The following is a 23,525-nucleotide window of genomic DNA, read 5'->3' on the forward strand; positions in this document are numbered from 1 at the left end:
GGGCGCTTCCCGGCGGCCGATGTCCTCAATGCTCGGGCCGGGGCGTCCGCCGGGCAGTAGGGCCAGGGCGTCAACGGGGGTGGTGCTGAGCCCACTCCTTCGGCGGCGCGTCGGGGCGCAGGGTGGAGCGTGGGCATCGGGCCATCGGCCGGCGTCCAGCGACGCCGGCCGCGGCCGGCGGGGGCTGCTCGCTACCTTGCTCGCCCGCATCGAGCACGCACAGGGTTCAACGACGAGCGACCACCGGGCGGTCAACCGTTTCGATCACGTCCGCCCGCTGTTCGATCGCCCACGCGAACCCGGCCGGTATCCGGACGGCGGTCCCCCTGCGGTCGTTGCGCTCCTCACGCCGCCGGTTCTCGGCGCCGGCGAGTCGGCGCGGAGCACCCGTAGTTGCACCATCAAGGCGAACCGCTGGTCGGGGTCGCCGAGATCGCACTGCCCGACCTCGGCGACCCGCCGGAGCCGGTACCGGAAGGTGTTCTGGTGGACCGCGATCGATTCGGCGGCCGTGACGACGTCACCGAAGGCGTCCAGCCAGGCGCGGAGGGTCTGGACGAGACCACCGCGACGCCGGCGGTCGTAGTCGATCAACCGCGCCAGCGCTCCCGCCGGCTCCTCGCCCCGAACCGCGGCGAGGTCGCGCAACTCCGAGATCAGGGCTTCGCCCTGCAGTTCGTCGAAACGGCCGATCCGCCGATGAAGGCGTCCCTCGCGGAGCACCCGCAGCACCCGGTCGACGCAGGACCGGCTGTGGGCGACGCCGGACAGGTCGAGCGCCACCGGGGCCACCGCGGTGATCGGCGGCAGCCGGTCCCCCACCCGGTCCAGGAAGTCCTGGAGAATCCCTGCCGCGCGGGTCCCGGCCGTCTCCGCGGCTCCGGTCAGGGGCACCAGCCCATAGGTGACCGCGCCGATCGCCGCCGCCGCGGATCGGGGGTGGATCGCCGACAGGTGCAGGGCGAACGCGTCGCTGAGCCGCTGCCGGTCATGGACCACGGTCGCGCTGTCGGCGTTGTCGTAGCGCGGGCCTCGCTCGTCGAGAGCAACGCCCAGCACCAGGAGCGGCTGACCCGACAGACCCAGCCGTTCGAGCGCCTCGCCCGCGCCGACACCGCCTTCCAGCGCGGTGCTCAGCAGGTCGGCCCGCAGTCGCCGCTGCACGTCGGCGCCGGCGCGGACCCGGAGCATGTGCAGGGCGACCAGCTTGGCCGACTCACGCAGCGCCTCGTCGCGTTCGTCGCTGAGACGGCCGGGCACCACGGCCCAGATGGAACCGAGCACCTCATCCCCCGCCCGCACGGAGATGGCGACGCGGGGCAGTGTCGTGCCGCCCGTCCCGTCGGAGAAGGGTTCGATGTAGACGGGCTGGTCGCTGCGGAACAGATCCCGGAAGACCCCCCGCTCGTGCAGAACGCGCGCGTACCGCTCCGGCACCTGGCGGCCGAGGATGGTCTCGACGCGGCCGGGGTCGGCCTCGTCCTGGCGACCGGAGAAGGCGAGCACGCGGGAGTTGCGGTCCTCGATGGTGACCGGGGCGTCGAGCAGCGCAGCGATCGCGTTGGCGGCCGCGAACAGGTCACCGGCGGGCAGCCCGCCGAGCGACTCCTCCTCGGCGAGTCCCGCGTCCACGCCCTGGTTGAGCAGGGAGCGGAGCATCTCGCTGAGGTGGCCCCACGGGGCACCCCGGCGCAGGCCGAGCACGGCGACCGCCGCCTCGTCGGCGGCGGCCCGTACCTCGTCGGTGAGCGGGACCGGCGCGCGGAGGACGAGCGCGGCCGCGTTCTGCTCCCCCAGCCGGCGCAGGAGCGCGGCGACGTGGCCGGGAGACTCCACCCCGACGCCGAGCACCAGCGCGTGGAAGGGCAGCACCGGCTGGTCGAGCGGGTCGTGGAACACGACGGCGCTGATCTCTCCGGGCCGGTCGGGGTCGCCGTACGCGAGTTCGAGCAGGGTGGCGCCCAGGTCGTCGACGACCCGTCCGAGGTTCGCGCGGGGACGCGTGGTGCCGGTGTGCTGCACGGTCTCACCGTAGACGCGCTCTACCACGGCCGACTAGTCGGATCCGCCGAATACGGCCACCGTCTCTCGTCGTGCCCGACCACTCATCCGGTGAGCCACTCGGTGGCGGTGGTGACCTCGGCGAGCCGGTCCGGCACCGGCGCCAGGCCGAGCCCGGGACCGGTGGGGACCACGAGGTGGCCGTCGTCGAGCACGAACGGCTCGGTGACGTCCGAGGCGTAGTACCGTCCGGACGCCGAGGTGTCGCCGGGCAGCGTGAAGCCGGGCAGGGCGGCGAGCGCCACGTTGGCGGCCCGGCCGAGGCCGGTCTCCAGCATCCCGCCGCACCACACCGGTATGCCGTGTGCCGCGCAGACGTCGTGGATCCGGCGGGCCTCCAGGTATCCGCCGACCCGCCCGGGCTTGATGTTCACCACCTGGCAGGCGCCCAGCCGGATCGCCGCCGCCGCGTCGCGGGCCGACGTGATGGACTCGTCCAGGCAGATCGGCGTCCGGATCCGCCGGGCCAGCTCCACGTGGCCGAGCACGTCCTCCTCGTCGAGGGGTTGCTCGATCAGCAGCAGGTCGAAGGGGTCCAGCCGGGCCAGGTGCCGCGCGTCGCCCAGGGTGTACGCCGTGTTGGCGTCCACCTGGAGCAGCAGGTCATCGCCGAACCGCTCGCGGACCGCGCGAACCGGCTCGACGTCCCAGCCGGGCTCGATCTTGAGCTTGATGCGGACGTACCCCTCGGCCAGGTAGCCCCCGACGGCGTCGAGCAGCTCGGGAACACCGTCCATGATTCCGACCGAGACCCCGCACGGGACCCGGTCGCGCACGGCGCCGAGTTCGCGGCCGAACGAGCGGCCCTCGGCGCGGAGTTCGGCGTCCAGTACCGCCATCTCGAGCGCCGCCTTGGCCATGCGATGGCCCTTGAACGGCGCGAGGATCCCGGCGACGGAGTGGGCCGCCGGCGGACCGGCCGCCAGCACCGCCGGAACGAGGAACCGGCGCAGCACGTCCGCGGCCGCGTCGACGTACTCGGAGGAGTAGAGGGGGTCGGTCATCGCCACGCACTCGCCCCAGCCTTCGGCGGCGTCCGTCGTCACGCGCACGAGCAGGATGTCGCGGCTGGTCTGGGTGCCGAACGACGTACGGAACGGCGCGACCAGTGGCATGGAGATCCGTCGCAGTTCGACGCCGGTGAGTTTCATGATTCCCTCCGTACGATGTACCAGCCGGTACGGTCGAAGCCGTCGATCCGGCCACCGCGGCCGGCCAGGCCGGTGAGCGCCTCGCGCACGGCGAGCCGCCAGCGCCGTGCCAGTTCGGGTTCGGTCGTGCGAAGCGCCGTGATGTCCGGGGGGACGGCGACGAGCGAGGTCGCGCCGTCGAGACTGCCGGGTACCGGGCTGCCGTCCTCGGCGATGCCCAGGGCGAGAACGGCACCCGCCCTCATCTCGTCGTCGGCCACCTCACCGGTGCCGCCTCCGAGTCCGGCGAGGGCCACCGCGGTGTCGCGGAGCGGCCAGCGCACCAGGAGCCGGTCGGACTCCCCGTCGCTGTTGATGGCGTCGACCATCGGGCCGTAGAAGTTCGGCAGGTACTCGACCGGTCGCGCGGCCAGCTTCACGAGGTTGAAGTAGGCGTTCCGCGCCACCAGCGGGTCGAAGGTCCAGGCGATCTCGGAGACACCGCGCAGCATCGCCCAGGCCCGCTGATGCAGTTTGAGCGCGAAGCCGACACTGCGGCCGGCGGCGGCCGGGGAGACACCGGCGATGTGGCTGTGGAGGGCGCCGCCCGCCGGGGCGAAGAAGCCGACGCAGGCGCCGATCAGCCGGTCGCCGTCGAACGCGCCGGCCACATAGTTGCCGGCCTTGGTGAAGGCCCGCAGCAGTTCGATGGTCACCGGCGGGTTCGCGGAGCGGCCCCAGATGGTGGCGAACAGGCCGACCACGCCGGTGAGCTCGGCGATGTCCGTGAGCTCGCGCACCGAGACACCGGCCGCCCCGGCGGCAGCCTCCGCGGCCCGCACCGCCTGGTCCAGCACCGGCTCCGCCGACGCGACGCTGCTATCGGTCATGGGGTCTCCTTCGTCGGCCCCATGACCAAGGTGCCGTGCTCATTGGTTCCCTCGCTTCGCTCGGTCACGGTCTTCCTGCTCCTCAGCTCGTCGGGGGTCGTCACGGTCATGCCGCGGTGGGCGTGGCGAGCGGGTCCGGCGAACCGGCCAGCAGCTCTTCGACCAGTGCGCGTACCAGCGCGGTCCGCGTGGGCATCTCCTCGACCAGCACGTGTTCGTCCGCGGCGTGCGCGCCGCCGCCGACCGCGCCGAGGCCGTCCAGGGTGGGCGTTCCGACACCGGCGGTGAGGTTGCCGTCGGACGCGCCGCCGACCGCGGCGTGAGCCGGCGCGGGCAGTCCCCGGGACGCGGCGATCCGGCACAGCAGCTCATAGAGCGGCGCCGAGGCCGCCGCCTCGAGCGGGGGGCGGCTCGGGCCGGCGGTGGTCTCGACGCGGGCACCGGACACCGTGGGCCACAGAGCGCGGATCGCCCGGTCGACCCGTTCCTGTTCCGCCACCGTCCTGGCCCGTACGTCGACGGCGAACGTTCCCTCGGCCGGGACGGTGTTGGCGGTGGTGCCGGTACGGGCGACGGTCGGCGTGACCGTGGTACCGGCCTCCCGGTCGGCGAGCGCGCTGACGGTCAGCACCTGGTGGGCGAGCTCCAGGGTCGCGTTCACGCCCCGATCCGGCTCCAGCCCGGCGTGGGCGGCGCGGCCGGCCAGGCGTACCTCGTACTGCGCGGCGCCTTTGCGCTCGGTCTTGAGGGCACCGCCGTCGGCGGACGCCTCGAACACCAGGGCGGCCGTCGCGGCCCGGGCCTCCTGCTCGATCAGCGCCCGGGAGCTGGGCGAGCCGATCTCCTCGTCGCCGGTCACGAGCAGGGTGACGCCGTCGAGGCCGGCGGCCGCGTGGAACGCCATGACCAGGCCGGCCTTCATGTCGAAGCAGCCGGGGCCGCGCAGGATCCCGCCCTCGACGGTGCACGGGTGCTCGGTCAGCGTGCCGAGGGGCCACACCGTGTCGTGGTGGCCGAGGAGCAGCACCCGTGACGGTTCCGCGCCGAGCCGCCAGCGCAGGTGGGTGCGGCCGTCCAGCACGATCCGCTCGGGCGGGACGCCGAGGCGTGCGGTGCCGACCCGGGCGACGACCTCGGCCGAGCGCGCGACGGCGGCCAGGTCGGTCGAGGGCGACTCGCACTCGATGAGGACGCGTGCGTCGGCGAGCAGGTCACCGAGGGCGGCCGTCATCGGTCCACCCGCGGGGTGGCGCGCGCGCCGAAGTGCAGGTACGGCTCGCCGGTCGGCAGCTCGTAGAAGGTGACCGGCGCCCAGGTCTGCGCCTCGGGCGGCCTGACGGCGAACAGGGCAGGGCCGACCGGGACCAGCGCGTGCTCTTCGACCGGGTCCGGCAGCAGCTCGGCGAGCGGACCGGTGATGGTGGTCCGGAGCAGCGGCCCCTCCAGGCCCTCCTCGACCTCCATGCGCACGCCGGCCCGTTCGTAGACGCCGGCGTAGGGTGCCACGTCGACGGTCACCGGTTCGGGCGGTGGCGCGAACGGCGGTGGCATCGTGACGCCGGCGACCTCCGCGAAGATCTCCCGGTACAGGTCCTGGTAGAGGCCGCGGGCGTCACCGCCGTTGGTGAGCAGCACGACGGCGAGTCCCTGCTCGGGCAGCACCCGCAGGAACGCCGCCTGGCCGAGCGTGTTGCCGTCGTGGCCGATCAGGCGGTGCCCGTCCCAGCCGAACCGGATCCAGCCGAGCCCCCACGAGTCGCCGAGGACGTGCTCGTCGGGCAGGCCGGTCTGGTGCGCGGCCATGGCGGCGGCGCTTCCCGCGCTGAGGATCCGCGTGCCGTCGGCCGCCAGACCGCCGGTCAGATGCAGCCGCGCGAAGGCCAGGACCTCGGCGGCGGTGGAGGTGACCAGCCCGGCCGGGCCGATCGAGCGGGGCAGCGTCCAGGCGGCGGCCGGGACGGTTTCGCCCGCGTGCTCTTCGTGGCCGACCGCGGCGGAGAAGAGCAGCGCCTCTTCGGGCAGGGTCACCGTGTGCGTCAGCCCGAGCGGGGCGCACAGCCGGTCGCGCAGCGCCTGGTCCCACGTCTGCCCGGTGACCTTCTCGATCACCCTGCCCAGCAGTGAGTAACCCGAGTTGCAGTAGGAGAAGGTGGCGCCCACCGGGTGGTTCTGCCCGGCTTCGCCGAGGAGGTCGACGTACTTTTCCAGGCAGTCGTCACCGCGGCCGGTGTCGGTGAACACGTCCCCGTCGATACCGCTGGTGTGGGTGAGCAGGTGCCGCAGCGTGACCGACTTCGTGACGTCGGGGTCGGCGAGCCGCAGCTCCGGCAGGACCTCGGCGACCGGGGTGTCCAGCGTGAGCGCCCCCTCGTCGACCAGGGCCATCACCACGGTCGCGGTCCAGACCTTGGTGATCGAGCCGATCTGGAACAGCGAGTCGGTGGCGGCCGGTACGCCGGTGCGGACGTTGAGGACGCCGTGGGCGGCCTCGACCAGCTCGTCGTCATGCTCGTTCGTCCCGACGCGGAGGATGCCGAGCTGCGCGCCGGGTACGTTGTGCCGCTCGGCGAGCCGGGCCAGCCGCCGCCGCCAGTGGGCGCCGTCGACGCGGGCCCGGCCGGCCCGGCCGGTGTGCTGCTCGAGCCAGTCCAGCACCCGGTGGTTGAAGTCGAGCCGCTGTGAGGGCGGGCCGAAGAGGATGAAGACGTGCGAGGCGTCCGGGTAGACGACCAGCCGGGTCGGGACCCCTCGCTCGCGCAGCGCGGTGTGCCACTGCTGCGCCTGCCCGAGCGGGCAGGTCAGGTCGGCGGCGCCGTGGAGCAGCAGGGTCGGCGTACGGACGTCGGCCACGCGGGTGAGCGGTGACATCGCGGCGTACTCCGCCGGCCTCCGCCACGGGGCGCCGCCGAGTTCGTGGACGCTGAGGAAGTGGCCTTCGTCGCTGGAGCCGGCCAGGCTCACCAGGTCGCTGACCGTACCGCCTGCGACGGCCGCCGCGAACCGGTCGTCGTGACCGGTCAGCCAGCAGGTCATGAAGCCGCCGTAGCTGTACCCCGCCACCGCGAGCCGATCCGGGTCCGCGAACCCCTCGTCGACGAGCCGGTCGAGGGGCTCGAGGAAGTCGGCGGCGTCCGCGAGGCCCCAGCCGCCGCGGACACCGTCGTAGAACGCCTCGCCGTAGCCGTCGCTGCCGCGCGGATTGACCAGCAGCACCGCCCAGCCGCGGTCGACCAGCTCCTGGTGGTAGAGGTGGATCTCGTCGGCCGCCGCGTTCCACGCGTTGTGCGGGCCGCCGTGCACGTCGAGGAGGACCGGCCGCGGGCCGCTGCGCGCGGGATCGTGCATCAGCCAGGCCTGCACCTCGGTGCCGTCGGAGACGGTGAACCACCGCTCCTCGCGGGGGTAGAGCTCCACGCCGGCGAGTGCGGCACCGTGGTCGGTCAGTACGGTCTCGGCTCCGGTCGCCAGGTCCACGACCGCGATCTCGCCGAATGACGTGGGGGTGGTGAGCGCGACCGCGGCGCGGCCGCCGCCGGCCGACAGCCCCGAGACGACGCGGCCGGGCCCGGCGATGACCGGGCGCGCGTCGTCGCCGTCGGCCGTGACCGACCACAGGTGGGTGCAGCCGTGGTCGCGCAGGCAGAACAGGATCCGGCCGTCGTCCTCGTGCGGCAGGCCGCCGGGATAGCCGGGACCGCCGGGCATCAGGTTGCAGTCGAGGGCGCCGGACAGGTCGGTGACCGCGCCGCCGGCGGCGTCCACGCGGTACAGGTGGGCGTGCCCGGCCGGGTCGCCGGCCCAGCCGGTCACGAGCAGCGCCGTACCGCCGGCGGCCCAGCCGACGGTGGCGGCCACCCCGTCGGCGAAGGCGACGTTTCGGGCCCGTGCGTGCGGGTCGTCCACCTCCAGCAGGTGCACCGGGGTGCGGTGGCGCAGGTCGCCGTCGGCTCCGGCTCTGCGGGTGAAGGCGAGGACGGCGCCGTCCGGTGACCAGGCCGGGGTGCCGGCGCTCTCCGGGCCGTCGGTGAGCTGCCGGACCTCGCGGCCGTCCAGGTCGAGGACGTGCAGCTGCCGGCGCACCGGGCCGTGGAACCCCGACCCGTCGGCCTGGTAGTCGATGCCGTCGGAGACCATCGGCCCCCGCGCGCCGCCGGTCGGGTCGACCGGCGCGGTGAAGGCGAGGCGGCGGCCGTCCGGGCTCCAGCGCGGGGCCCCGGCACCGAGCGGCAGGTCGGTCACCTGCTCGGGCTCCCCTCCATCGGCGTCGAGCACGGCGACCTGCCCGTCGCGGAGGAAGGCGAGCCGGCGGCCGTCCGGCGACCAGGCCGGCGCGGTGTCGGCCGGGCCGGAGGTGAGGCGGCGGGACGGGCCGCCGCCCGTGCCGACCAGCCACAGCTCATCGACGGTGCGGTCGCCGTCCGCGTCCAGGGTCCGGAGCACGTACGCGATCCGGCTCCCGTCCGGCGACAGCACCGGCTGCGACGGCACCGCCAGGTCGGTGAGGTCCTCGATGCGCAAGCGTCGGCTCATGAGTCCTCTCTCGTCGGAGGAGTGACCAGGGACGCTGTGTTCATTGCTGCACTCGCTCCGCTCGTTCATGGCCTGTTCCTTCGTGTCGTCCGCCCGGGTACGGCGGCGAGCAGTTCGCGGGTGAAGTCGTGTTCGGGTTCGGTGAGCACACGTGTCGTCGGTCCCTGCTCGACGAGCCTGCCGTGCCGCATGACCGCGATCTGCGAGGCGACGTAGCGGACGACCGCGAGGTCGTGGGAGATGAACAGCATCGCCAGGCCCAGCTCGCGCTGGAGCTCACGGACGAGGTTGAGCACGGCCCCTTGGACCGAGACGTCCAGGGCGGAGGTGATCTCGTCCGCGATGATCACACGCGGGCGTGCGGCGAGCGCCCGCGCCAGCGCGACGCGCTGCCGCTGACCGCCGGACAGCCGGGACGGGACGGCGCCGGCGCAGCTCGGGTTGAGGTGCACCAGTTCGAGCAGCCGCTCGACCTCGGCTCGCCGGTCGGCGCGTGAGCCGCCCGGCGGCATCGCCTCGGCCACACTCCGCCCGACCGTCATGCGGGGGTCGAGCGACGAGTAGGGGTCCTGGAAGACCATCTGCAGCGGACGTGGCCGGCCGCGGGCCGGGATCGGGTCGCCGCCGAGGGTGATCCGGCCGGTGGTGAGCGGGGCCAGGCCGACGGCGGCCCGGGCGAGCGTGGACTTGCCGGAGCCGGACTCGCCGACGAGCCCGACCACCGCCCCCTCGGGGACCGTCAGGCTGACCTCGTCGACGGCGGTCGTCCGGCCGTAACGGACCGTGACGTTCTCGAAGCGCAGCTCACTCACGGCGACTCCACCAGGTCATCGATGTTCCGGTCCTCCGGCCGGGCGGGCAGCGGCTCGCCCGCGTGCCAGCACGCCACCCGGTGGCGTGGCGAACCGGCCGGATCGTGACCGGCCGGGTCACCCAGGCCGGACGGGTCTGCCACGCCGGACGGGTCACCCGGGCCGAACGGGTCTGCCGCCAGCGGCGGGTCCTCGGCCGCGCAGCGGGCGTCGGCGAGCGGGCACCGGTCGGCGTAGGCACAGCCGGCCGGTACGTCCGCCGGGTCGACCGGGCGGCCCGGGATCGTCGCGAGCGGCTCGGCGAGGTCGGTGTTCATGTCGGGCACCGCGTCGACCAGCGCCCGGGTGTAGGGGTGCCGGGCGGCGGTGGCCAGGTCGGCGGCCGGCAGATCCTCGACGATCCGGCCGGCGTACATCACCAGGATTCGGTCACAGACCTCACCGACCACCGTGACGTCGTGGCTGATCAGGATCAACGCGACGTCGTCCGCGTCGCGGATCTCGGCGAGCAGGTCCAGCACCTGCTGCTGCACGGTGACGTCGAGCGCGGTGGTCGGCTCGTCCGCGACGATCAGCGCCGGGGCGCCCATCAGCCCCATGCCGATCATCGCCCGCTGGCGCATCCCGCCGGAGAACTCATGGGGATACTGGCGGGCGCGCCGGTCCGCGTCCGGGATCCGGACCGCCGTCAACCGGTCGACGGCGCGGGCCATCGCCTCCCGGCGGCTCATGCCCTGGTGGCGCGTGGCCACCTCCGCGAGCTGGGCGCCGATCCGGCGGGTGGGGTTGAAGGCGGTCATCGGGTCCTGGAAGACCATGGCCAGCGTGGTGCCCAGCGTCCGGCGCCGGGCCGTGGTGTCCGGTGCCAGCAGGTCATTGCCGAGGAACTCGAGCCGGGAGGCGTCGACGCGGCCCTGGTCGGCGAGCAGCCGGGTGACGGCCAGGGCGGTCATGGACTTGCCGGAGCCCGACTCCCCGACGATGCCGACCGCCTCGCCGCGGCGTACGTCGAAGGACACGCCGCGGACCGGCCGTACGGGACCCGACGGCCCGGAGATGGTGACCTCGAGGTCGCGGACGTCGAGCACCACCTCCGGCGACCGGTCCCCGGCGTCCTCACCCCGGCCCGTACGCTCCGGCCCGCTCGCCGACCCGGCGCGTACGGGCCCCATCCCGCGCAGGCCACCGGCGACGGGGACGCCGAGCCCCTTGGCGACCGACTCGCCGAAGAGGTTGAACGCCAGCCCGGCCAGCAGCACCGCCGCCCCCGGGGCGAGCGCCGCGGGCGCGTTCACGTAGATCGTGCCGATGCCCTCGTAGAGCAGACGGCCCCAATCGTAGGACGGTGACTGGACGCCGAGACCGAGGAACGACAGCCCGGCGAAGGACAGCAGCGCGGTACCCGCGCCGATGGTGGCGTTGACGACCAGCGGCTCGGCGATGTTGGGCAGCACGTGGCGGACCAGGATCCGGAACCGGCCGATCCCCATCGCCCGGGCGGCCGCGACGTAGTCCCGCGCCGCGACCCCGGCGACGAGCGTCTGCGTGAGGCGCGCGAACGCCGGGGCACCGGCGAGCCCGATGGCCAGGACCGCGCCGGTGGCGCCGACGCCGAACACGACCGCGAAGAACAGCGCCAGCAGCAGTCCCGGGAACGCGACGGCGGTGTTCACCCCGGCGGCCACCAGCCGGCCGGTCCGGCGGCCGAGCACGAACGGCGCCGATCCGAGCAGCAGTCCGGCGACCACCGAGATCACGGTGGCGAGCAGGGCGAGCAGGACCGACAGCCGGGACGCGACGAGGACCCGCAGGAGGATGTCCCGGCCCAGGTTGTCCGTTCCCGCCCAGTGCCGGGCGGACGGCCGGGCCAGGATGGCGTCGGTGTCGACGGCGCCGGCGCCGGATCCCCACAGCATCGGTCCGAGGACGGCCAGGGCGACGACCGCCACCACGAGCACGGTCGCCGTGAGGCCCAGCGGCGTGCGGACGACCCGTCTCCAGCGTCCTTGCATCCGTCAGTCCTCCCGGATCTTCGAGCGGGGATCGAGCAGGGCGAGGGCGACGTCGACGACGAGGTTGATGATCAGTACGCCGACGCCGTACACGAGGACGATCGCCTGCACCACCGGATAGTCCTTGGTGAGGATGGAACGCACGATCGTGCTGCCGAGGCCCGGCCAGGCGAAGACGTTCTCGACGAGGACGGTGCCGACGACCAGCGTGCTCAGTAGCAGGCCGCCCACCGTCAGCGCGGCGGTGACGGCGTTGGGCAGCGCGTGGCCGACGTAGATCGCCCGGGCGGGCAGGCGCTTGGCCCGGGCGGTGCGGATGAAGTCGGCCTCGAGCACCCCGACCATCTCGACGCGGACGATGCGGGCGAGGATCGCCGCCGGCCCGATCGCCAGCGAGAACACCGGCAGCACGTACGCCGGCGCGGTGGCGTCACCGGCGACGGGCAGCCATCCGAGCTGGATCCCGAAGACGTAGACCAGCGCGACCCCGATCAGGAAGTCCGGGATGGTCGCCACGATGACGCTGGTCGTGGTGAAGGCGAGCTCGGTGCGTCGTCCGCGGCCGCGCCGGGTCAGCACGCCCATGACGACGCCCAGGGGGATCGCCACGACCACGGCCGTCAGGAACGCGAGCCCGGCCAGGGTGAGCGTGGCCGGCAGTCGCTGGGCGACCACGTCGGAGACCGGTAGCTGCGAGGCGAGGGACGTCCCGAGGTCTCCGGTGACCAGCCCCTTCAGATAGTGCAGGTACTGCACGAGGATCGGGTCGTCCAGGCCCAGGGCGTGCCGGCGGGCCGCGACCAGGTCCGCCGGCGCGGTGGGACCCAGCGCTCCCCGGACCGGGTCGCCCGGGATGAGGTGGATCATCGCGAAGGACGCCGTCACCAGCACCCAGAGCGAGATCAGCAACCGCCGCAGGCGCCGGACGCCGAACCGTACCGACGGAAGGGCCCAGAATCGCGGGTGTTCCGGGTCCACCGGCGTGCTCGGGGCGGTCAGCGTCACCGACATGTCCGCTCTCCCTTCGTCACCGCGCCAGCATGCGGATGCTGGTGGGGACGAGCTCGCCGGGCGTCTCGAATCGCGCGCCCTTGCCGAACGTGCGCACGACCGTGCCGGCGAACGGCACGACGTCCGCCTTGGCGATCAAACCGGACTCCGCGGCGAGCCAGTCGCGGCACCCGGCCGTGCCCGGGATCGCCATCGCCGACTTCACCGCCGCGTCGTAGTCCGGGTCGGAGATCCCGGCGAAGTTGTTCCCCTGCGGCGCCGCCGGCCCGGAGAGGAAGGGCACGAGCTGGTCCGGGGTGTTGACGTTGACCGCGGCCCAGGCGACGTCCCAGTTGCCGGTACCGAAGATCGTGTTCGTCAGGGTCGTCTCGTTCTGACTGTGCGCGGTGGCCTCCACGCCGATCGCCTTCCACTGCCGCACCGCCAGCTCGGCCGCGGCGTCGCCGCCGGTGCCGTTGTTGTTCTGGTAGATGAAGGTCAGCCGCAGCGGCCTGCCGTCCTTGGTGCGCCTGCCGTCGCTTCCCTTGACCCAGCCGGCCTGGTCGAGCAGGGCGCCCGCCGCCTGCGGGTCATGGGCCGGCAGCGCGCGGGAGACGGAGTCACCGCGACAGGCGACCGGCTCGTTCGCGGCCAGCGTCGTCGCCGCCGTGCCGCGGCCCGACGTGAACACCTTCTGCAACTGGCCGAGGTCGAGCGCCTGCGTCAGGGCCTTCCGGACCTTGGGGTCGCCGGTGGCCCGGCCGGCGCGCTCGTTGTACCACTGCTCTCCGGCGAGGATCGGGGTCTTCGCCGCGTACAGGCCGGACTTCTCCAGTCGCTCCGCGTCGGGACCGACGATCTGGGCGCCGTTCAGGCCGCCCGAGAGCAGCAGGTTCGCCGCGGTCGACGCGTTCTCGACCACCTTGATCACGACGGTCTTCGGCAGTCCCCTGGTCGCGGTCGTCGCGCCGTTCGGGCCCCACGTGTAGCCGTCGCGGATCGCGTACGTGTAGTGGTCACCCGGCGCGGCCTGGATCAGCTTGTACGGCCCGGTGCCGGCCGTCGCCGTCCGCAGCGAGGACCGGTCGGCCATCCCGCGGGGACAGACGATCGGCAGCCCGGAAAGACCGTTGAGGACGAACGGGGCCGGCCGGGCCAGCGTGAGCGTCACGACGCGGGTGGTGTCGTCGCCCTTCGCCTTGGCGCCGACCGGGAGGAAGGTCCCCAGGAAGGGGCTCTTGTTCTTCGGATCGGCGACGAAGCCGAGGTTCTTCGCCACGTCGGAGGCGGTGAGGCGGGTGCCGTCGGAACAGGTGATGCCGTCGGCCAGCGTCAGCGTGACCGATCTGCCGTTGACCTGCCAGCTCTTGGCCAGCGCCGACTTGATCTCGCCGGTCCTGCCGTCGACGCTGAGCAGCGGGTCGTAGGCGAACTGGGTGACCGCGAACAGCGAGGTGCCCGCGCCCATCTGCGGATCGAGGCCGCCCAGGTCCGAGGAGAGCCCGTAGGTGAAGGTGCCGCCGTCGACGACCCCGGCTCCCCCGCCGCCGTTCGAGGCGCCCCCGCAGGCGGTGAGCGCGGCCGCGGCCAGGGCGAGGCAGCTGCCTTGGATGCCCAGAGTGGTCAGCTTCATGGCTGTTCCGTTCCGTACGTTCTGGTGGCAGGGGTTCGGCGGTCAGGCGCCGGCGCGGCGGACCGCGCGGCCGAGGTGCAGGTAGAGCGCGTGGCCGGTGCCGTCGTCGCCCACGAACGCGTGCGGCATGTACATGCCGCGGTCGGCGAGGACCGGGATCAGCATGTCGTCGCGGTAGTGGACGAGCTCGGTACGCTCGGCCCGCCCGCCCATCTCCTTGTAGGCGCCCTTGGGGATCTGCTCGATCCAGATCCGCTGGTCGTCGTCCTGGCTGACGGTGAGGTCGAAGACCGAGGCCGAGTAGGTGCCGACGTACCGCTCGGCGTCGATGCGCCGGGGCTCCGCGGGCGGGGCGGGGAGCGGGGGCAGCCCGAGCTCGGTGAGCTCGCCCAGCACGTGCCCCACGACGTCGTGGTAGAGCGAGACGGCGTCACCGCCGTTGGTCAGCAGCGCGATGGCCAGTCCGGCCTCGGGGACCATCCGCAGGAAGGCGGCCTGCCCGATGGTGGTGCCGTCGTGACCGATGATGGTGCCGGCCGGCATGTCGAACCGTTCGAACCCGAGGCCCCACGACGTCCCCATGAGACCGAGCTCGGGCAGGCCGACCTCCCGGTCGTGCATCCGGGCGGCGGTCCCCGGAGCCAGCACGCGGGTGCCGTCGGCCGCCCGGCCGTCCTCGAGGTGCATCCGCGCGAAGGCGACCAGGTCCCGCGGCCGCATCGCGAGCATCGAGCCGGCCGGGGCGTTCGACCGCGCCATGGCCCACATCGGCGCCGGCACGTAACCGGCGCCCGGCTCCATCTCGACATGGCCCACCGCGGCCCGGAACATGATCGCCTCATAGGGGCCGGTGGCGGTGTGGGTGAGCCCCAGTGGCGCGATGAGGTGTTCGCGCAGGCACGCGTCGTACGGCTGCCCGCGCAGGACCTCGACGAGCCGGCCGAGCACGCAGTAGCCGGCGTTGTTGTACGAGAACTGCTCGCCGGGCGGGAACAGCTGCGGCACGTCGTGCAGGGTCGCGACGTACTTCTCGAGACAGTCGTCGCCCACCCCGGTGTCGGTGAAGATGTCCCCCTCGAACCCGGCCGTGTGGTTGAGCAGCTGCCGGACGGTGATCTGCTCGGCCGCCTCCTCGTCGGCGAGGCGGAACTCCGTCAGATAGGTGCGCACCGGCCGGTCGAGGTCGATCGTGCCCTCGTCGGCCAGCTGCATGACCAGCGTGCTGGTCCAGAGCTTGGTGATCGACCCGATCTGGAAGACCGAATCCGCGGTCGCCTCCACCCTGGTCGTCTTGCTGAGCAGGCCGGCTGCTCCGTCGACCACCTGGTCGTCCTGCATCACGGCCCATCCCACGCCCGGAACCTCGTGTTCCTCGAGCAACAGCGGAAGCCGCTCATCGAGCCAAGCGTGGATGTCGTCAAGGTCGCCCATGCGTGGTGATGCTAAGCACAACGCCGTACGGAAAGTTCGTCGTGACCGACAACATGTCGGCGCCGGATGGTCGTATCCGACCAGATCTCCGCGCCGCGGCATCACGTCCGGATGACACGGAATCGTGCGAAACGGGAGGTCGCGGGGTGAGACGCACGCCGGTCTGACGCGGGGCGCCGGTTTTGTCGGCGGGGCAGGGGATCATCGGCGGCATGTGCAAGGACGACCGGTCCGCATTGAGCTGCCCGAGCTGTCATGCGTCACTCGTGCTCGCCGCCATCGGCGGCGGCACCTCACCGGTGCTCACCCACCGGGATCCACCGTCCCCACCGCCGGTCCAGGAGGTGCTGGCCCGGTACGCGGGCCGGGCCGTCGATCCGGCGGCCGCCCGGAACGGTGCCGCCCAGGTTCGCGCCCGCCTGGCCGCGGCCCGCAGCGCGGCGGCCGAACGCCGCGCCCGGCAGGCCGAGGCGCGGCGTGCCGGTCCCGGCGTCCAAGGCGTGCCCCACCGCGCGGCGTAAGACCGGCGTCGCGGCTTCCCGGCGAGGCAGCCCACGGACGCAGACCTCCCGAGGGCATGGCGGCCGTGGCGACGCCGGCGGGCCGCCGCCGGGCGGGTGAGCGCGGGCGCGCGGGAACACCGCCCGGCGGACACGGCCGCCGGGCGGAGGTGAGCGATCCTCACCTGCCCGCGGACCTGCCGGATCGGCGGAGGGCGACGGCCGCGAGGCCGAGGGCGAGCAGTCCGGCGGCCAGGCCCGCGGCGCCGAGGGTGATCCCGGCGCGGTCTCGGCCCCGCTTCACGGCGGGTGCCGCCTGGGGCGTGCCGGCCTTGGCCAGGGTGAGCGACGGTGCGGGATGCTCCGGTTCGGCGCCGCCGCCGGGCAGGTCGGTCCAGCGCACGACGCTGGTCCCGCCGCTGTGGTCGGTGTAGGTCTGCAGGGCCTTGAAGTACAGCGTGGCGGTGTCGGTGGGCAGCGGGCCGAGGGAGATCCAGAACTGCTGGAACCGCCCGGGCTGGATCTTCCCGCCGGACCAGGTGATCGCGGTGACCGCGTCGGTGAGTTCACCGCCTTCGATCTCGATCGGCTTGGGCAGGTGGCCCTTGGTGACCTCGACGTTCCAGCCGGGCACCGGCTCCACCGACACCGACGCGATCGGGTGGTCCGTCGGCAGGTACAGCTGCACCTTCGTGGTGTCGGCGCCGGTCTCCTCGTTGGGGACGCGGACGTTGAAGGCTCCGTACCCGCCCGGTTCGGCGGTGCGCGGGTTGATGGTGACGTGCGCCGAAGCGGGAACGGCCAGGGCCACGACGGTGGCCGTGACGGCGCCGGCGCCGGTCAGCAGGCGCGTGGCGGCATGCGAAAAGGACATGGGTACCTCGGGAAGAGTGCGTGCGAACAGGGCGGACGGTGACCACGGCCCGTTCCCCGGCCGGCGAGGCATCGCGGAATGCCCGGCCGCCCGCACGGCGGGGACCGGGTTCAGGGCGCGCCAGGACGTGTGCGGGCGCGCCGGGGAAGGAACCGTGGGATCACATGGCGGCGCGGAGGCCCGCGCCGACGCCCCGAGGAGGACCGCGCCGTACCAGGACGTGCCGCAACGCGACCACGGCCGGGGGCGTCTGGTCCGCACTCCGCCGACGTCGGGTACCGGCGGGCCGCCGCGCTCCCACGAGGTCGGCGTACGCCAGCGGGAGAAGGACGCGCAGCGCGGGGCCGAGCACCGTCTCCGCGAGGACGCTCAGCAGACGCCAGGCGGCCCGCTCCCCCGCGTACAGCCACAGCGCCACCAGCGCTCCGGCGAGCGCGTGCGCCCCGGCCATGCCGAGACCGGACGTCCCGGCACCGTGGTTCATCGGCGTGACGGCGGCGGCGCCCGGCGCGGTGTGCACGCCGCCGTGCATCGTCATGGCCGGGTGCGCGAGCGCGGAGCCGGGATCGGCGGGAGTGGCCCAGGCGAACCACTCGTGCAGGCACGCCTGCACGACCTCGACCGCCAGCAGGATCCACCGGGCGGACCGGTGCCGGTCGGCCAGGTGGTAACCGACCGCGGTCACCCCCGCCACGGCCGACCAGCCCGCCCACACCGGCGCCGGACGGGCGGCCATCAGATCATGGCCGGCCAGGGACAGCTCGACGCACGCCACGGCGAAAACCGCGGCGCGCATCAGGCGGAACCAGGCGGGCGGACGCATGACCTCACCAACGACTACGACGTGTAGTACACGGAGACTACACCGCGCGCCCCGAGACGGCGCCGGGCCCGGGCCGTACCGGTCATCGAGCGGTCGGTGGCGTGGTGGCGCCGGGGCGGGCGCCGGCCGGGTAGGTGGGGCCGGTGATGGCGCGGACGGAGCCGCCGGTGATGGGCAGGCCGCCGGTGGGCTCGTACGTCGCCTCGTCGAAGGTGCTGCCGGAGGGCGCGTTCGCGACCTCGATGGCCGGCCAGGCGCGCCCGCCGGTGACGGAGGTGGAGATGTAGTCGCCGACCATGCGGCCCTGGCTGGTGTCGGCGATCCACGACAGGGTCATCGGACCGGCGACCTGGGTGGGGGTGCTCCAGGTCGAGCCGCCGTTGGTGGAGGAGGTGTATCCGACGGTGAGCCGGCAGGTGGCGGCGGTGCAGTTCGCGGTCGGGTACCGGTAATAGGTCAGCCCGAGCCTGGCGGTCGAGCCGGAGGTGGCGCGGTCGACGCCGATGCCGGGGATGAAGTGGTCACCGCCGTCGCTGGTGATGCGGGTGACGGGTCCCCAGGTGGTCTCGCTGGTGGACTTGCTCATCACGATGTCGTTGGCGGGGCAGCCGGACTGGAAGCGGCAGTCCTGCCAGACCACGTACGCGGTTCCGGCGGCGTCGATCTCGGCGGACGGCAGCGTCTCGGTGCGCAGATCCCCGGCGACCTCATGGTCCTGGGCCGTCGCGATCAGCACGGTGGCGTTCCAGCCGGCGCCGCCGTTGGTGGAGCGGAACGAGCGGATCTGACCGTTGTTGCTCAGATACGGCACCAGGACGGTGCCGTTGGGGCGTACGACCGGCTGACCGCCGAGCCCCGTGGCGCTGGTGGAGTGGACGGTCCACGACGCGCCGCCGTTGCTGGAGGTCGCCATCTTGACGGCGTTGCCCGCGCCGTTGTCGTCGAACTCGGTATAGCAGTTGCCGTAGTACGGGCTGGAGGCGGTGTTGTCGCAGACGATCCAGTTCTTGTCCAGGCTGCCCCCGGTCGCCGTGGCGACCGGATTCGTCCAGGTCAGGCCGCCGTCGGTGGACCGGCTCGTCACGACGGCGGCGCCGGTGACGCCGCCGCTGTCGGTGAGCGCGAGCGAGGAGATCATCCAGGTGTTGTGCCTGGCGTCGTAGGCGACGGACTCGTCACTGGTCCGGTCGTACGGGCCGTTGCCCTCGAACTTGGTGAGACCGGGCAGGAACCCGTGGGTCCACGTGGAGCCACCGTCGGTCGAGGTGGCGAATCCGGCTCCGGAGGCCCCGCCGTCGTAGAACCGGCCGACCTGGAACGCGGAGACGATGGTGCTGCCCGAGGAGAAGGTGTCCGGTTCGACCTCGGTCCGGTGCTGGCTGGTGGTGTTGGTGTACGGATCGGTGCTCACCTGGGTGAGCGTGACGTTCGCGGACGCGGGTCCACTGCCGAGGAGTAACGCCGCCACCGCGATCGGGGCGGCGAGGGGAACGGTCACGAGAGAAGACAGGCGAGAACGCCGGCGGGTCACGGCAACCTCCTGAACGCTCCGGCGCCGAGGCCGGCGCAGGGCGGGGGCCGGCGGGGTCACTCGGGCCGAGCGCCACAAATGTGAATGGCGCCAGGTGCCGTGTCAATGGGCCGAATCCGGATGAGGCTTCCGGCCTGAGTTCACCGTGGTCACTTACCGCATTCTTTGACCACTGCTGGCCATTGGGGAACTCTGGGATTGTCTCGTCCCTACTCCGAGATCTACGTTCCGCGCGGGCGCGGTCTGCGCGCTCTTCAGGCGACGGAGCCTGATCGGAGGTAGGGATGCGAAAACGTGGTGCCCTGAGCCTGGTCGCCGCCGGTGGTCTGCTCATCGGCGGGCCGGCCTTAATCACGCCCGGCGCGAATGCCGAGCCGTTCGGCTACGCCAAGCTCAGCGCCGTTCAGAAACGACATGTCTCTGGAGCATTGGCCGAAGCCCTGGGCCCCCAGCGGCTGAACAGGAACACCGTCACCGTCCCGAAGGAGACGGCCGCGTCCGGCTGTTACGGGAATCACGGCCATGACGTCAAGGTCAACCAGAACTGCTCGAACGTCTCCGACCCGGACCTCGCCGGGCGCGGGCAGGCGCAGAACGAGACCTGGGTCGCGGTCAACCCGAACAACCCCAGGCAGGTCATCGCGACCTACAACGACTACCGGCGCGGCGACGGGACCTGCGGCGTCACCTACTCCCGCGACGCCGGCCGCACCTGGACGGACACCACGGCGCCGAACGGGTTCGTCCGTGGCACGGCCTTCGGCGGGAGACCGCGCGAGTACTTCCAGTCCGGCGGGGACACCTCGGTGGCCTGGGACACGCGCGGGAACGCCTACCTGTCGTGCCAGGAGTTCAAGCGCGGCAACGCCGTCTCCCCGGACGCCGACCAGTCCAGCGGCTTCTACGTCTACCGCTCGACCGGATCCGGCGGCGCGTCGTTCAACTTCGCCGGCCGCCCGGTCGCCGAGCACGACGACACCGCCGGCGCGGGGAACTTCCTGCTCGACAAGCAACTGCTGACCGTCGACGACCACGTCCGCAGCCCCTACCGGGACCGCGTCTACGTGACCTGGACGACCTATCCCGAGGACGGCACCGCCTACATCTACGAGGCCTACTCCAGCGACTACGGCGAGCACTTCAGCGCCCCCGTCCTGGTCAGCTCCGACTCGGCGCTGTGCCCGCAGGGTCATGACATCCCCGCACCGCACGGGCGCTGCAACGACAACCAGTTCTCCCAGCCGATCACCGCCGCGGATGGCACCCTGTACGTCGCGTGGGCGAACTACAACACCGCGAATCCGGGCAAGGACAATCGCTTCCAGGTCCTGCTCGCCCGCTCGGTCGACGGAGGCAGGACCTTCTCCGCTCCCGTCAAGGCCACCGACTACTACGACCTGCCCGACTGCGACACCTACCAGGGCGACGGCAAGAACCCCGGCCGCGACTGCGTACCGGAGAAGGGAAGCGGCACCGACTCGGTCTTCCGCGCCACCAACTACCCCAACGTCACGGTCGACCCGGCGAACCCCAAGCGGGTGGTCGTCACCACCGGCTCCTACCTCAACCGCGACTCCAACGAGGCCCGCGGCTGCACGCCCGCCGGCCTCACCGCGGCCGAAGAGGGGCTGGGCAGCCTGTACGACGGTGTCAAGACCGGCGGATGCAACAACGGCATCGTGATCTCCAGCTCCACCGACGGTGGCGCCTCCTTCACCGGCACCACCACCGACGTGCGGAAACTGCCCGTCATCGGTGACAACACCGCACAGGCGCGCAGCGACCAGTACTGGCAGGGCACCGTCTTCAGCCCCCGCGGCACGCTCGTGACCGCCTACTACGACCGGCAGTACGGCTCGGACGAGACCACCGGCTTCTCCGATATCACCGTGACCACGTCCAAGGATCTGACCCACTTCGCCAGCACGCGGGTGACCTCGTCCAGCATGCCGCCGCCGAGCCAGTTCAACGGCCAGTTCTACGGCGACTACATCATGGTCGACGCCACCGCCACGACCGCCCACCCGGTCTGGTCCGACACCCGCAACGCCGCCCTGTTCCCCTGCCCCGGCACCGGCACGAGCGGCAACCCGCCGCGGCTGTGCCACGCCTCGGCCGCCAACGCCTCCGTCGCCAACGACGAGGACATCTACACCGCCGCGGTCCCGATCCGCTGACCGGGTCGTCCGGGCGGCACCGGCCGCGCCGCCCGGACACCCGCGGTGACGCCGCGGCTCGATCACCGATCGGCGCGGTGTCACAGATCCCCGGGCCGCCTTGTCTCAGCTGTCCAGGGCAAGATGGGAGCGGAGCCGGTCCGGGGACCGAAACGGGGGCGATCATTGTGGGCGACACCGGGTCGGCGGCCCGTCCGGGTGGGCCGGAGGACCTCGACGAGGCCACGGCGGTCTTCGCCCGGGTACGGCCACGCCTGTTCGGCATCGCGTACCGGATGCTCGGCAGTTCCACCGAGGCCGAGGACCTGGTGCAGGAGGCGTGGCTGCGCTGGCAGTCCTACGACCGCGGCACCGTGGCCGACCCGGCCGCGTTCCTGGCGACCACGGTCACCCGGCTGGCGATCAACATCCTGCAGTCGGCACGGGTCCGTCGCGAGACCTACGTCGGTCCCTGGCTGCCCGAACCCATCGACACCAGCGCCGACCCGTACCTCGGCGCCGAACGCGGGGAGGCCCTCAGCCTCGCCGTCCTGCTGCTCCTGGAGAGGCTCTCGCCGACCGAACGCGCGGCGTACGTCCTGCGTGAGGCGTTCGACTACCCGTATCCGCACATCGCGGACATCGTCCAGGTCAGCGAGGCGGCGGCCCGGCAACTCGTCAGCAGGGCCCGCAAGCACCTGCGGTCCGAGCGCCGGGCACCGGTGACCGGCACCGAACAGCGCAGGCTGCTGACCGCTTTCGTCGCCGCGGCCCGCACCGGCGATCTCGCCGCTCTCGAGAAGATCCTCGCCGCGGACGTGGTCAGCTACTCCGACGGCGGCGGCGCCGTACGGGCGTCTCGCTTCCCCGTGGTGGGCGCGGTCCGTGTCGCCAAGTACGTCAGAGCGTTCGCGGACCGGTTCTGGGCCGGTGTCGAAGTGCGGTGGGCCGACGTGAACGGTCAGACGGCCGCCCTGCTCCACCGCGACGGCGAACTGTTCACCGTCCTCACGGTCGACGCCTCCGACGATGGCATCGACCGGGTCCTGTGGATGATGAACCCGGCCAAGATCACCGCAGCGTCCGGCACCGCCTGACACCGCCCTCGTCGCCGAACCGCTCGACCGCGCGTCGGAGCTGCGCTGTTACCTGCGCGACCCCGACGGCTACCTCATCGAGGTGGGCCAGTCCACCGGTCTGCTCGACGGAATCCTGGCCGCTACGCCCGCGGACTCCTGACCGCGGCCGGCCGTCCGCGCGCTGTACGGGCACGCCGCCGGTGACCCACAGCGCGCCGGCCAGGCCGTTCTCCTCTTCGAGGACGGAGATGGCCCGCGGCAGGTCGGGCTCGATGGTCTCGCCGCCGCGTTCCAGGGCGTAGCTGTAGGAACCCGATGGGCAGTGGTCGATGCGGCCCATGATGTCGGAACGGACGTCGCTGTCCCCGCTGTCGGCGAGCATGTCGGCGATCGGCCGGGTACGCCCGATGCAGAACGCGGCGTGTCCAGCCGCGGGCTCCCGCCGACGGCGTTGAGCAGGTTCGCGGCCAGCGCCAGGTGGAGCATCTCTTCGATGAAGACTCCGGCCACCGCCTCGACCGCTTCGGGATTGCGTTCCGGGTCGAGGGAGTAGAGCGCGCACAGGTACGGCGGCAGGGTCGCGTGTTCCAGCTCGATCGCCCACTGCAGGTGCTCGCGGAGATCTCAGGTGCCCTCGCCGGTGCCGCGCCGGCCGGAACGGGAGTCGCCGTGCAGTCCCTCGACCGCACCGAGGAGGTTGCGGAGCTCGATCTCTTCGCGCTGGACGTCGGTGGGATCGAACAGCCACTTCGAGGCCGGCAGCTCGGCGGACTCCTCCGGGCGGCTCGACTCGGACATGGTCAGTTCTGCCTCGATCTCGACCTCGAGTTCGACCTCGAACTCGGCGTCGCCGGTCGGCTTGTTCATCTCTCCTCCACGTGTGGCTTGGACGGGTCACCCGACGGGCCGGGCGCCGGCAGCCTGGTCCCGGCCGGCAGCGCGCACGCCTCCGCCTGCCAGGCCAGGGCCGCCGGATTCACGCCTGCCGCGGCAGGCGGCCCGATTTCGCGCTACCGCGGCAGGCGGCCGGGATCTCGGTCGGCGGCGCCGATCCCGTCGGAGGGCCACCTGCC

The 23,525-nt window shown here is 72.8% G+C and carries 18 protein-coding genes and 1 pseudogene; 3 read left to right on the forward strand and 16 right to left on the reverse strand.

Going from position 1 to position 23,525, the window contains the following annotated elements; genetic code table 11:
- Nucleotides 1-264: 264 nt before the first annotated feature.
- From NE235_RS06940 to NE235_RS06985, 10 genes are all read right to left on the reverse strand, one after another.
- Nucleotides 265-2,022 (reverse strand): PucR family transcriptional regulator, encoded by a 1,758-nt coding sequence (locus NE235_RS06940; RefSeq protein ID WP_252800112.1) that lies wholly within the window; start codon nucleotides 2,020-2,022, stop codon nucleotides 265-267.
- A gap of 83 nt (nucleotides 2,023-2,105) precedes the next feature.
- Nucleotides 2,106-3,212 (reverse strand): o-succinylbenzoate synthase, encoded by a 1,107-nt coding sequence (menC, locus tag NE235_RS06945; RefSeq protein ID WP_252800113.1) that lies wholly within the window; start codon nucleotides 3,210-3,212, stop codon nucleotides 2,106-2,108.
- A complete protein-coding gene (locus NE235_RS06950) occupies nucleotides 3,209-4,081 on the reverse strand; it encodes a GNAT family N-acetyltransferase (protein ID WP_252800114.1) in 873 nt (290 codons plus the stop codon). Before NE235_RS06950 ends, menC begins: the two co-directional genes overlap by 4 nt.
- A gap of 106 nt (nucleotides 4,082-4,187) precedes the next feature.
- Entirely contained in the window at nucleotides 4,188-5,312 is a 1,125-nt protein-coding gene (locus tag NE235_RS06955; RefSeq protein ID WP_252800115.1) for a M20/M25/M40 family metallo-hydrolase, read from the reverse strand.
- Nucleotides 5,309-8,611, reverse strand: coding sequence for a serine hydrolase (locus tag NE235_RS06960; RefSeq protein WP_252800116.1), 3,303 nt, complete (start codon nucleotides 8,609-8,611; stop codon nucleotides 5,309-5,311). Before NE235_RS06960 ends, NE235_RS06955 begins: the two co-directional genes overlap by 4 nt.
- A 65-nt stretch (nucleotides 8,612-8,676) precedes the next feature.
- Nucleotides 8,677-9,423 (reverse strand): ABC transporter ATP-binding protein, encoded by a 747-nt coding sequence (locus tag NE235_RS06965; RefSeq protein WP_252800117.1) that lies wholly within the window; start codon nucleotides 9,421-9,423, stop codon nucleotides 8,677-8,679.
- On the reverse strand, nucleotides 9,420-11,435 hold the full coding sequence (locus NE235_RS06970; RefSeq protein WP_252800118.1) for a dipeptide/oligopeptide/nickel ABC transporter permease/ATP-binding protein: 2,016 nt from the start codon (nucleotides 11,433-11,435) through the stop codon (nucleotides 9,420-9,422). Before NE235_RS06970 ends, NE235_RS06965 begins: the two co-directional genes overlap by 4 nt.
- Nucleotides 11,436-11,438: 3 nt before the next feature.
- A complete protein-coding gene (locus tag NE235_RS06975; protein WP_252800119.1) occupies nucleotides 11,439-12,446 on the reverse strand; it encodes an ABC transporter permease in 1,008 nt (335 codons plus the stop codon).
- Nucleotides 12,447-12,462: 16 nt separating this feature from the next.
- Complete coding sequence (locus tag NE235_RS06980) at nucleotides 12,463-14,058, reverse strand: ABC transporter substrate-binding protein (RefSeq protein WP_252800120.1); 1,596 nt, start codon at nucleotides 14,056-14,058, stop codon at nucleotides 12,463-12,465.
- Nucleotides 14,059-14,100: 42 nt separating this feature from the next.
- Nucleotides 14,101-15,489 carry a serine hydrolase domain-containing protein gene (locus NE235_RS06985; RefSeq protein WP_252800121.1) on the reverse strand — a complete coding sequence of 463 codons (1,389 nt, stop codon included), beginning with the start codon at nucleotides 15,487-15,489 and terminating at the stop codon, nucleotides 14,101-14,103.
- Between the two features lie 212 nt (nucleotides 15,490-15,701).
- Between NE235_RS06985 and NE235_RS06990 the strand changes: the two genes are divergently transcribed.
- Nucleotides 15,702-16,010 carry a hypothetical protein gene (locus NE235_RS06990; protein WP_252800122.1) on the forward strand — a complete coding sequence of 103 codons (309 nt, stop codon included), beginning with the start codon at nucleotides 15,702-15,704 and terminating at the stop codon, nucleotides 16,008-16,010.
- Between the two features lie 160 nt (nucleotides 16,011-16,170).
- Here NE235_RS06990 and NE235_RS06995 read toward each other — a convergent pair whose 3' ends face one another.
- From NE235_RS06995 to NE235_RS07005, 3 genes are all read right to left on the reverse strand, one after another.
- A complete protein-coding gene (locus tag NE235_RS06995) occupies nucleotides 16,171-16,863 on the reverse strand; it encodes a YcnI family copper-binding membrane protein (protein ID WP_252800123.1) in 693 nt (230 codons plus the stop codon).
- Between the two features lie 160 nt (nucleotides 16,864-17,023).
- Nucleotides 17,024-17,686: a hypothetical protein gene (locus NE235_RS07000; protein ID WP_252800124.1), complete on the reverse strand. Its 663-nt coding sequence runs from the start codon at nucleotides 17,684-17,686 to the stop codon at nucleotides 17,024-17,026.
- 82 nt (nucleotides 17,687-17,768) lie between these two features.
- Entirely contained in the window at nucleotides 17,769-19,184 is a 1,416-nt protein-coding gene (locus tag NE235_RS07005) for a sialidase family protein (protein ID WP_252800125.1), read from the reverse strand.
- Between the two features lie 317 nt (nucleotides 19,185-19,501).
- Here NE235_RS07005 and NE235_RS07010 point away from each other — a divergent pair, with 317 nt between their 5' ends.
- Both NE235_RS07010 and NE235_RS07015 read left to right on the forward strand, forming a co-directional pair.
- Nucleotides 19,502-21,394, forward strand: coding sequence for a sialidase family protein (locus tag NE235_RS07010; protein ID WP_252800126.1), 1,893 nt, complete (start codon nucleotides 19,502-19,504; stop codon nucleotides 21,392-21,394).
- Nucleotides 21,395-21,561: 167 nt separating this feature from the next.
- Nucleotides 21,562-22,470 (forward strand): RNA polymerase sigma-70 factor, encoded by a 909-nt coding sequence (locus NE235_RS07015; RefSeq protein WP_252800127.1) that lies wholly within the window; start codon nucleotides 21,562-21,564, stop codon nucleotides 22,468-22,470.
- On the opposite strand, the gene NE235_RS07020 is transcribed toward NE235_RS07015, so the two are convergent.
- The 3 genes and pseudogenes from NE235_RS07020 to NE235_RS07025 form a co-directional block, all read right to left on the reverse strand.
- The gene (locus NE235_RS07020; RefSeq protein WP_252800128.1) at nucleotides 22,445-22,834 is read right to left on the reverse strand and encodes a hypothetical protein; all 390 of its coding nucleotides are present in this window, start codon (nucleotides 22,832-22,834) and stop codon (nucleotides 22,445-22,447) included. The genes NE235_RS07015 and NE235_RS07020 overlap by 26 nt on opposite strands.
- A gap of 59 nt (nucleotides 22,835-22,893) precedes the next feature.
- Nucleotides 22,894-23,061: pseudogene (locus NE235_RS38605) on the reverse strand (ferritin-like domain-containing protein); the annotation flags it as partial.
- Between the two features lie 15 nt (nucleotides 23,062-23,076).
- A complete protein-coding gene (locus NE235_RS07025) occupies nucleotides 23,077-23,319 on the reverse strand; it encodes a hypothetical protein (RefSeq protein WP_252800129.1) in 243 nt (80 codons plus the stop codon).
- Nucleotides 23,320-23,525 lie beyond the last annotated feature (206 nt).

This window comes from Actinoallomurus spadix (genome assembly GCF_024055725.1).
GTDB classification, from domain to species: Bacteria; Actinomycetota; Actinomycetes; order Streptosporangiales; family Streptosporangiaceae; genus Actinoallomurus; species Actinoallomurus spadix.

What these genes read in the sequence shown, in the direction of transcription:
- menC (WP_252800113.1), bottom strand. Translation starts at nt 3,212, where the DNA reads ATGAAACTCACCGGCGTCGAACTGCGACGGATCTCCATGCCACTGGTC.
- NE235_RS06950 (WP_252800114.1), bottom strand. Translation starts at nt 4,081, where the DNA reads ATGACCGATAGCAGCGTCGCGTCGGCGGAGCCGGTGCTGGACCAGGCG.
- NE235_RS06955 (WP_252800115.1), bottom strand. Translation starts at nt 5,312, where the DNA reads ATGACGGCCGCCCTCGGTGACCTGCTCGCCGACGCACGCGTCCTCATC.
- NE235_RS06960 (WP_252800116.1), bottom strand. Translation starts at nt 8,611, where the DNA reads ATGAGCCGACGCTTGCGCATCGAGGACCTCACCGACCTGGCGGTGCCG.
- NE235_RS06970 (WP_252800118.1), bottom strand. Translation starts at nt 11,435, where the DNA reads ATGCAAGGACGCTGGAGACGGGTCGTCCGCACGCCGCTGGGCCTCACG.
- NE235_RS06975 (WP_252800119.1), bottom strand. Translation starts at nt 12,446, where the DNA reads ATGTCGGTGACGCTGACCGCCCCGAGCACGCCGGTGGACCCGGAACAC.
- NE235_RS06980 (WP_252800120.1), bottom strand. Translation starts at nt 14,058, where the DNA reads ATGAAGCTGACCACTCTGGGCATCCAAGGCAGCTGCCTCGCCCTGGCC.
- NE235_RS06985 (WP_252800121.1), bottom strand. Translation starts at nt 15,489, where the DNA reads ATGGGCGACCTTGACGACATCCACGCTTGGCTCGATGAGCGGCTTCCG.
- NE235_RS06990 (WP_252800122.1), top strand. Translation starts at nt 15,702, where the DNA reads ATGTGCAAGGACGACCGGTCCGCATTGAGCTGCCCGAGCTGTCATGCG.
- NE235_RS06995 (WP_252800123.1), bottom strand. Translation starts at nt 16,863, where the DNA reads ATGTCCTTTTCGCATGCCGCCACGCGCCTGCTGACCGGCGCCGGCGCC.
- NE235_RS07000 (WP_252800124.1), bottom strand. Translation starts at nt 17,686, where the DNA reads ATGCGTCCGCCCGCCTGGTTCCGCCTGATGCGCGCCGCGGTTTTCGCC.
- NE235_RS07010 (WP_252800126.1), top strand. Translation starts at nt 19,502, where the DNA reads ATGCGAAAACGTGGTGCCCTGAGCCTGGTCGCCGCCGGTGGTCTGCTC.
- NE235_RS07020 (WP_252800128.1), bottom strand. Translation starts at nt 22,834, where the DNA reads ATGCTCGCCGACAGCGGGGACAGCGACGTCCGTTCCGACATCATGGGC.
- NE235_RS07025 (WP_252800129.1), bottom strand. Translation starts at nt 23,319, where the DNA reads ATGAACAAGCCGACCGGCGACGCCGAGTTCGAGGTCGAACTCGAGGTC.